Below are 8,353 nucleotides of genomic sequence, written 5' to 3'. Positions count from 1 at the left end.
GGGGGAGGAAACCCCCGCCCCGCCCCGAGTCGCCCTACAGCCGGTTGAGGATCGTCCGGAGCCGCGCTACCTCCGCCGACTGCGCCGTCACCACATCCCCGGCCATCGCCACCGCCCCCGCGTCACGCCCGTCCTTCTGCTCGGTCCGCGCCATCGCGACCGCCCCCTCGTGGTGGCCGATCATCAGCTCCGCGAACTTCCGGTCGAAGGCCGTGCCCTTGGCCGCCTTCAGCCGCGTCATGTCCTGCGCGGACATCATGCCGCTCATGCCGCTCATGCCGTGGTCCATCCCCGAAGCCGAGACCGGCTTGCCCCACCCCTTCAGCCAGGACGTCATCGTCCTGATCTCCGGGTCCTGGGCCTTCTCGATCGCCCCGGCCATGGACGTGATCTCAGGATCGGACGCCCGCCCGTCGGCGAGCTCCGCCATCTCCAGCGCCTGCTGGTGGTGGGGGATCATCATCTGCGCGAACATCACGTCCGCATCGTTGAAGTCCGCCGCAGCGGCAGTCGCCGCTGCCGCCTTCGGCTTGCTGTCGCTGCCGCCGCAGCCCGCGAGCAGCAGACCCCCGGCCGCAACGGTCGCGGCGAATGCGATGCGCTTGCTGTACTTCCTGCACTTGGTCATGCCGAACACACCTCGTGTCGTTGTACGTGGAGAGAAAGACCGATGGGGAGAGGTCGCCCGTCGGCCTATATCCGCAGTACTGACAGCTCGGTGAGATCAGGGGTACGCGGCGGCGGCTCGCCCCGCACCACGGCGAGCACGCCCGCCGGAACCCTGGCAGCCCACTCCGGTTGCCGCGCGAGCGCCGCGTACAACAGCGCCGCGAAGGCCCAGAAGCCGAGCACGGCGACGCACAGCGAGGCCATGTCCATGGTGTGCGGAGGCAGCTGTACGGCGGCATCGTGCGCCGGCGCCCCGGCAGAAGCCATGTGGGTGGTGGCGGACATGTGTGAGGGTGAGGCCTCCGCCGGATGCCCCACCGTGTGCATCACGAAGACGCCGACGGCGAGCACCACGACGAGCAGCAGCCGCACCCACCGCCTCGCGCCCACAGCCGTACCTCCGCCCAGGGAATCCGCTTACCCCCTGAGGGTATGGCATCCCCTCCTGCGCGCCACCGGTGGGCCTCCGCCCCAACTGCTGCGCGGGCGACCCAAACCGATGCAACTTACACTCCGGAGGAGTCGCAAAAGCCATTTGGCGCAGCAAAGCGGGAGGTTCAGGAATGGCGCAGTTCACGCCGCCCACAGCGGAGGAAGCCCGCAGGACCGCAGCGGACGGATGGATCTGGGGTTACCCGCTCCTGGAGAACTACCGCACGATGTACCCGCAGGCCGTCGACCCCGAAGACCCCCGCTCCGTAGGGGGCTTCGGGCGCTTCCGGCACTACGCGGAGCCCTTCACCCCGGCCAACACCGACGTCGTCACGCCGAACAACGACACCCCCTACTCCTGGGCCTGGTTTGACCTGCGCGCCGAGCCCTGGGTGGTCACCGTCCCGGCCGTCGACCGCTACTACGTCCTCCCCTTCCACGACCTGGACACCTCCTACGTCGGCTACATCGGCGCCCGCACCACGGGCCAGGAGGCAGGCCACTACCTCCTCGCAGGACCCGGCTGGCGCGGCGAGGTCCCCGGCGGTCTCGCCGGGGTGCTCAGGGCCGACACCTTCCTGGTGGGCGTCCTCGGCCGTACGTATCTGGCGGGACCCGACGACGTCCCCGCGCTCCGGGCCATCCAGGAGCAGTACAAACTCCGCCCGCTCTCCGCGTTCCTCGACCGGGCGGCACCGCACCCGCCGGACGAGCCCGCGTGGCCGGTCTGGCGCGAAGAGGCCCTGGGAGGCGTCGAGTTCTTCACGTACCTCGACTTCCTGCTCCAGTTCTTTCCCGTACTGGACACCGAGCGCGAGCTGCGCGACCGGCTCGCCGCACTCGGCGTGACCGGCAGCGGGGAGTTCGAACCGGCCGCCCTGAAACCGGAGATCCGCGCCGCTGTCGAGCAGGGCATCGCGGACGCACAGGCGCGGCTGGAGACGGCCAAGAAGGGCGCGGGCGTCTCCACGAACCTCTTCGGCACCCGGGAGCAGCACGGCGACGCGTATCTGACCCGCGCCGTCGGGGTCGACAAGGGCCTGTACGGACTGCCGTCCGAGGAGGCCTGGTACGGCGGCTGGCTCAAGGACGACCAGGGCAACAGCCCTGCGGACGCCTCGCAGCGCGACTACACCGTGCACTTCCCCGCCGGCCAGGTGCCGCCCGCCCGCTTCTTCTGGTCGGCCTCGCTCTACGGGCTGCCGCAGAGGCTCTTCGTGGACAACCCCATCGACCGGTACTCGATCGGCGACCGGACCCCTGGCGTCATCTACGACGAAGACGGCGGCCTGACGCTGTACGTACAGAACCAGCAGCCCAAGGATCCGAAGCAGGCCGCCAATTGGCTGCCCGCGCCGGACGGCCCCTTCACCATCATCATCCGCGTCTACGGCCCCGACCCCTCCGTCCTCGACGGCAGCTGGACCCTCCCGGCACTCATGGCAGGAGCCGGCCGTGGGTGATGCCATCGGCCAGATGCTGACCTCCGCGGTCGGCATCGCGATCAGCCCGCTCCCGCTGATCGCCGTGATCCTCATGCTCGCCACCCCGCGCGGCCGCTCCAACGGCATCGCCTTCGCCCTCGGCTGGACCCTCTCGCTGGCCGTCCTGGTGACGGTCGTGGTGCTGGCCGGATCGGGTGCGGACGCGTCAGGCGACGAAGGGCCCGCCACCTGGACGCTCTGGCTGAAGCTGGCGCTGGGCGTCCTCTTCCTCCTGATGGGCGCCAAGCAGTGGCGGGAGCGCCCGCGCGAGGGGCAGGACGCCAAGACGCCGGGCTGGATGGCGGCGATCGACAAGTTCACCCCGGGAAAGTCGGCGGGGATGGCCGCCGCGCTGGCCGTCGCCAACCCCAAGAACCTCGTTCTCGCGGTCGGCGGCGCGGTCTCCATCGCCTCCAGTACGGCGGACGGCGGCGGCAAGACGGTCGCCGCCGTCCTGATGGTCGTCATCGCGTCCCTGTGCGCGACGCTGCCCCTGGCCGTCTTTCTCTTCGGCGGTGCGAAGGCGACCGAGGTGCTGGCCGGGTGGAAGGCGTGGATGTCCCGGCACAACGCGGCGATCATGACGACCGTCCTGGTGATCCTCGGCTTCAAATACGTCGGCGACGCGATCAGCGGCCTGACCGCCTGACTCAGCTGATCGCGTCCAGGGCTGCCAGGTCCGCCGGGTCCAACTTGAGCGAGCCCGCCGCCACGTTCTCCTCCAGATGGGCCGGCGACGACGTGCCGGGGATGATCAGTACGGCGGGGGAGAGGGAGAGGAGCCAGGCCAGTTTCACCTGGGCCGGGCTCACCTCGTACCGCCGCGCGATCTCCTCGAGCACCGCGCCGTCGGCCACGGCCTCGTCGCCGCCCTTGCCGACCAGCGGGTAGTACGGGACGAAGGCGATGGACTGCTCGGTGCACGCCTCCAGCACGGCACGGTCGGTACGGCTCCCCACGCTGAACCGGTTCTGCACGGCGGCCACCGGCGCGATCCGCTGCGCCTCCGCCAGCTGCACGGCCGTGGCGTTGCTGACCCCCAGGTTCCGGATCAGCCCCTCGTCCCGCAGCTCGGCCAGCGCGCCGAAGCGCTCGGCGAGGTCCCCGTCGTCATGCGGCTGGAACCGCAGATAGACCAGGTCGAAGTGGTCCAGGCCGAGCTCGCGCAGATTGTCGTGCACGGCGGTCTTCAGCTCTGCCGGCCCTGCGGGCGACAGCCACTCCCCGTCGGGGCGACTGCGCCCGGGGCCGACCTTGGTGGCGATGACCAGGCCGTCCCGGTACGGGTGGAGGGCGGTGCGGATCAGCGCGTTGGCCGTGACGTCCTGGTGGAAGTAGAAGGCGGCCGTGTCGATGTGGTCCACGCCGAGCTCCACGGCCCGCCGCAGTACGGAGACCGCCTGCCGCGGGTCGACCCCGGGGATCCCGAAGTCCCGCATGGGCAGCCGCATCGCCCCGAATCCCGTACGGGCCACGGAGAGGTCCTCACCGAGCGCCCGGCGTCCGGCGTCGTCGGCATGCGGTCCACGGGCACGGTTGTCTTCGATCGTCGTCATGGGGAGATCCTGCGCGCGCGCCGCCCCGCCTGCGCGGAACTGGCACCTTGCTGCCACGCGGCGGCGGACGGCAAGATGGCCCGGACGATGAGTACCGACCGGATCGTGACCCTGCGGGGCGACCAGGAGCTCGTGGCCCGGGCAGGGGATCTGATCGCCGGGGCACGGCAGGAGTTCCTGGTTGCCGCCACGGACCCGTGGACCTTCTCGCCCGGGGTGAACGCGGCCTTCGCGCGCGGCAAGCGCCCGCACATGGCCCCCGGCATGGTGATGCGCAAGCTCTACACCCCGCGGGCGGTGGCCGACGCCGAGTCCGTACGGCGCCTGCTGAAGATCGCGGCCACGGGCCCTGAGGTACGGATCGCCGCCGCACCCCTCACCCACGAGGCGATCGTCCTCGACGGGCGGACCGCGATCCTGGCCGGGGCGCCGGAGAGCGGCGTCCGTACGTACACCGTGGTGAGGACCCCGGAGGTCGTGGCGAGCATCCGCTCGCTGATCGCCGCCACCTGGGAGACCGCCGACGGACTGGCCGCCTTCTCCGGCAGGCCCCGCCCCGACCTCACCGAGGAGTCCCGCCGCATCCTGCGCACGCTCGGCGCGGGCCACACCGACGAGACGGCGTCCCGCCATCTCGGCATGTCGCTGCGCACCTACCGCCGCAGGGTCGCCGAGCTGATGGAGACGCTGGACGCCACGTCGCGTTTCCAGGCGGGTGTACGGGCCCGCGATCTGGGCGTCGGCGGCTGACAGGGGCCGGTTACGCTCTCACCAGGTCGGTCCGTCCAGTGAGAGGAAGCGCCATGCGGCAGGTACAACTCTCAGCAGGAAGCGTGGAGTTCACCGACACCGGTGGTCCGGGTGAGGTGGTCGTCCTCGTCCCCGGGCTCGGCTTCGACGAGACGGTCTGGACGGCTGTGTCGGAGCAACTGGCCCCGGATTTCCGGGTGATCGTCCCCGTACTCCCGATCGGCGGCCACCGCATCCCGATGAACGCGGACGCCGACCTGTCCGCCGAGGGGGTCGCGGCGCTCCTGGGGGAGTTCCTCGAACGCCTCGACCTGCACGCCGTCACGCTCGTCCAGAACGACGCGGGCACGGCCCAACTCCTGGTCGGCGTCGACGACAAGCGCGTCGCCCGCCTCGTCCTCACCTCCTGCGAGGCCCTGGAGAACTACCCGCCGGGCTTCCAGGGCAAGGCCCTGTACGCGGCGAGTGCCGTCCCCGCCGGGCTCTTCCTGCTGCTGCAGTCCTTCAAGGTGCCCTTCCTGGTGCGGATGAAGACCTCGCTCGGCGGGATGGCCGTACGACCGATCCCGCAGGAACAGATCCGCCGCTGGTACCGGCCGCTGCACACCAGCGCCGACATCCGCCGCGATCTGCGCAAGTTCGTGCGCGACGGTAAGAAGGACGTCTACCTCAGGGCCGCCGAACGCCTCAGGACCTTCGACCGGCCCGCCCTGGTCGCCTGGGGCGCCGAGGACCGGATGATGCCGCCCGCGACCGGGCGCCGGCTCGCCGAACTGCTGCCGCAGGGGCGGTACGTGGAGATCCCGGGGGCCGCGACGCTCGTGCAGCTGGACAACCCCGAGGCCCTGACGGCGGAGCTGCGGCGCTTCATCGCGGAGAATCCGGCGCCCGTGTAGGTGCGGCCGGTGCCTCCTGGGCCAGCCGCGACGCCGCCTCGGGGCCCAGGTCCGCGCCGTGCAGGAACGCTTCGTCGAAGGCCGGCCGGCCCAGGGCGGTCTCGGCGCGCGCCGAAATCCGGTCGACGTCTCCTCGTTCGGCCGGAGGCAGCGGGGCATCGACACTGCGGCGGGCCTCGTCCGCCGCGCCGAGCAGCCGGGCCGCACGGCCGGCATCGCCGGTGAGTGACGCGGCTCCCGCCAGGCCCTCGAAGGAGTGGGCCAGGGCGCGCGGGTCCCCGAGGGAGCGGGCGGTCGCCAGAGCGGTGAGGTGGTGCGCGGCGGATCGGCCGGCGTCCCCGCGCAGTTCGGCGGTGAAGCCGAACTCCGTGTGGAGGAGGTGTTCGCCCATGAGGGTGGAGACGTGGTCGTCGCGGATGTGCCGGAGGTGGGCATCGGCCGCGTCGAGGTCGCCGGAGCGGCGGGCGCCGAGGGCGAGGCCCATCAGGGAGTGGAGTATGTCGGAGGCGTAGCCCTGCTCGACAGCCAACTGGCGCGCTTCTTCGTGCAGTTCGCGGGCGCGTTCCCAGTCCTGGGCGAGCAGCGCGAGGCGTCCGAGGCCGGACAGGCGGGCGGCGATCTCCCGCTGCAGGCCGAGCTCGCGGGCGATGCGGAGGCCTTCCTGCTGGCGTTGCTCGGCGGCGGCGTAATCGCCCTTGATCTCGGCGAGGGAGGCGAGCGGGTTCACGGTCTGCAACTCGCCCCAGCGGTCGCCCAGTTCGCGGAAGAGCGCGGTGCTGCGCAGCCCGTAGTCCTCGACGGTGCCGAGGCTGCCACGGGCCAGCGCGAGTGACGCCCGCAGGCCGAGGGCGGCCGCGGCGCCCCAGCGGTCGTCGGTGGCGGTGAAGAGGGTGAGGGCGCGGGTGTTGAGCTGTTCGCCCGCGACGAGTTCATTGGCGTTGAAGAGGGCGTACGCGTGCAGCCAGGTGGCGCGGCCGTCTTCGGTCCGTACCTCGGCATCGGCGGGGTTGCCGCCGGTCAGCAGCACGAACGCGTGGTGCAGCACGTGCGGTGCGGACCCCGGCGGGGCGAGGGCGAGCGTCGCGGACAGGGCGCGGCGGCCTTCGTTGAGGCGGCCGCGCAGCAGCCACCACCAGGGGAGTGCGGTGGCGAGACGTACGGCCTCGTCGGCGGCGGACCGCCGTACCGTCTCCTCCAGCGCGGCGCGCAGGTTGGCGGCCTCGATGTCGAGGCGCTGCATCCACAACTCCTGTGCGGGGCAGTGGAGTTGAGGCGACGCCTGTTCGGCGAGCTGTAGATAGTGGCGCAGGTGCCGCTCCCGTACGCCGTCGAGGTCCTCCATCTCCTCCAGGCGGTCCGTCGCATAGGCGGCCACGGATTCGAGGAGCCGGTAGCGGGGGCCTTCCGGCCCCTCGGTCATGACGACGAGGGATCGCTCGACCAGCCGGCTCACCAGGCCGAGCACTTCGTCGCGCTCCACCCCGTCGCCCGCGCACACCTCTTCGGCGGCGCGCAGGGAGCAGCCGTCGCGGTGCACGGCGAGACGGCGCAGCACGATGCGCTCGGGTGCGCCGAGCAGCTCCCAGCTCCAGTCGATCATCGCGCGCAGGGTCTGCTGGCGGGCGGGCGCGCCGCGCTGCCCGGAGGTGAGGATGCGGAACCGGTCGCCGAGTCGCGCCGCCAACTCCTTTACGCCCAGGGCGCGTACGCGGGTCGCGGCGAGCTCCAGGGCGAGCGGGATGCCGTCGAGGCGGCGCACGATCTCCGCCACGGCGAGGTCGTTGCCGCCACCGAGGGAGAAGCCGGGGGCGGAGGCGGCGGCGCGCTCGGTGAAGAGCCGTACCGCATCGTCCACGGGCAGCGGCTCGATCAGGAACACGGCCTCGCCCGCGAGCCCGAGCGGCTCCTGACTGGTGGCGAGAATGCGCAGCCCCGGCGCGGTCCGCAGGAGGAGGGCGGCGAGGGCGGCGGCCTGCTCGACGACGTGCTCGCAGTTGTCGNNCGCGGGTCTTACCGACGCCACCGGGCCCGGTGAGGGTGACGAGCCGCGAGCCGCCGATCAGTTGACCGACGGAGTCGAGGACCCGATCACGCCCGACGAGGGAGGTGAGCGGCGCGGCAAGCTGCGCGTCAACAACAAGCGACCCGGCCCCGGCCGCATCTTTTTGCGCGCGCGGCGTGGTCTGTTGCCGCACAGCGCGTTGCACATCAAGTCCCGGATCCTGCCGCAGAATCCCCTCGTACAGAGCAACAAGCTCCGCCCCTGGATCGACCCCCAGCTCATCCGCCAGCCGCCCCCGCACCTCCCCGTACGAAGCCAGCGCCTCACTCTGCCGCCCCGCCAGATACAGCGCCCGTATCTGCACACCCCGCAACCGCTCCCGCAGCGGATGCAGCGCCACCACCTCGGCCAACTCCCCTGCGACGGCCGCGAATTCGCCGACCTCCAGCCGCGCCGATGCCCGCTCCTCCACCGCCGCTAGCCGCTCCTCGACCAGACGCCGCACGGCCCCCCGTACGAAGTCCTCGTCCGCGAATTCCGCAAAGGCGGGCCCACGCCACAGCC

Annotated in this window: 7 protein-coding genes and 1 pseudogene; 4 read left to right on the top strand and 4 right to left on the bottom strand. The window is 71.8% G+C overall.

Annotated features, from left to right (window positions below; translation table 11 throughout):
- Nucleotides 1-34: 34 nt before the first annotated feature.
- Together J0695_RS21010 and J0695_RS21005 are read right to left on the bottom strand one after the other, a co-directional pair.
- Nucleotides 35-628, bottom strand: a complete 594-nt coding sequence (locus J0695_RS21010; RefSeq protein WP_206963666.1) for a DUF305 domain-containing protein — start codon at nucleotides 626-628, stop codon at nucleotides 35-37.
- A 65-nt stretch (nucleotides 629-693) separates the two neighbouring features.
- Nucleotides 694-1,059, bottom strand: a complete 366-nt coding sequence (locus J0695_RS21005) for a DUF6153 family protein (RefSeq protein WP_307798708.1) — start codon at nucleotides 1,057-1,059, stop codon at nucleotides 694-696.
- 173 nt (nucleotides 1,060-1,232) lie between these two features.
- Between J0695_RS21005 and J0695_RS21000 the strand changes: the two genes are divergently transcribed.
- Together J0695_RS21000 and J0695_RS20995 are read left to right on the top strand one after the other, a co-directional pair.
- Nucleotides 1,233-2,564 (top strand): DUF1254 domain-containing protein, encoded by a 1,332-nt coding sequence (locus J0695_RS21000; protein WP_206963665.1) that lies wholly within the window; start codon nucleotides 1,233-1,235, stop codon nucleotides 2,562-2,564.
- Nucleotides 2,557-3,234, top strand: a complete 678-nt coding sequence (locus tag J0695_RS20995; RefSeq protein ID WP_206963664.1) for a GAP family protein — start codon at nucleotides 2,557-2,559, stop codon at nucleotides 3,232-3,234. The genes J0695_RS21000 and J0695_RS20995 overlap by 8 nt, the downstream gene beginning before the upstream one ends.
- Nucleotide 3,235: 1 nt before the next feature.
- On the opposite strand, the gene J0695_RS20990 is transcribed toward J0695_RS20995, so the two are convergent.
- Nucleotides 3,236-4,141, bottom strand: a complete 906-nt coding sequence (locus J0695_RS20990; RefSeq protein WP_206963663.1) for an aldo/keto reductase — start codon at nucleotides 4,139-4,141, stop codon at nucleotides 3,236-3,238.
- Nucleotides 4,142-4,228: 87 nt separating this feature from the next.
- Here J0695_RS20990 and J0695_RS20985 point away from each other — a divergent pair, with 87 nt between their 5' ends.
- Together J0695_RS20985 and J0695_RS20980 are read left to right on the top strand one after the other, a co-directional pair.
- Nucleotides 4,229-4,891: a helix-turn-helix domain-containing protein gene (locus J0695_RS20985; protein ID WP_206963662.1), complete on the top strand. Its 663-nt coding sequence runs from the start codon at nucleotides 4,229-4,231 to the stop codon at nucleotides 4,889-4,891.
- A gap of 53 nt (nucleotides 4,892-4,944) precedes the next feature.
- Nucleotides 4,945-5,787 (top strand): alpha/beta fold hydrolase, encoded by an 843-nt coding sequence (locus tag J0695_RS20980; protein WP_206963661.1) that lies wholly within the window; start codon nucleotides 4,945-4,947, stop codon nucleotides 5,785-5,787.
- Here the strand turns inward: J0695_RS20980 and J0695_RS20975 are convergent.
- Nucleotides 5,759-8,353 (bottom strand): annotated as a pseudogene (locus tag J0695_RS20975) (ATP-binding protein); the annotation flags it as partial. The gene J0695_RS20980 and the pseudogene J0695_RS20975 overlap by 29 nt on opposite strands.

Origin of the sequence: Streptomyces beijiangensis, from assembly GCF_017315755.1 — a bacterium.
Lineage (GTDB): Bacteria > Actinomycetota > Actinomycetes > Streptomycetales > Streptomycetaceae > Streptomyces > Streptomyces beijiangensis.
Note: the sequence above shows the minus strand (reverse complement) of the source record. Positions and strands in the feature narration are given on the sequence as shown.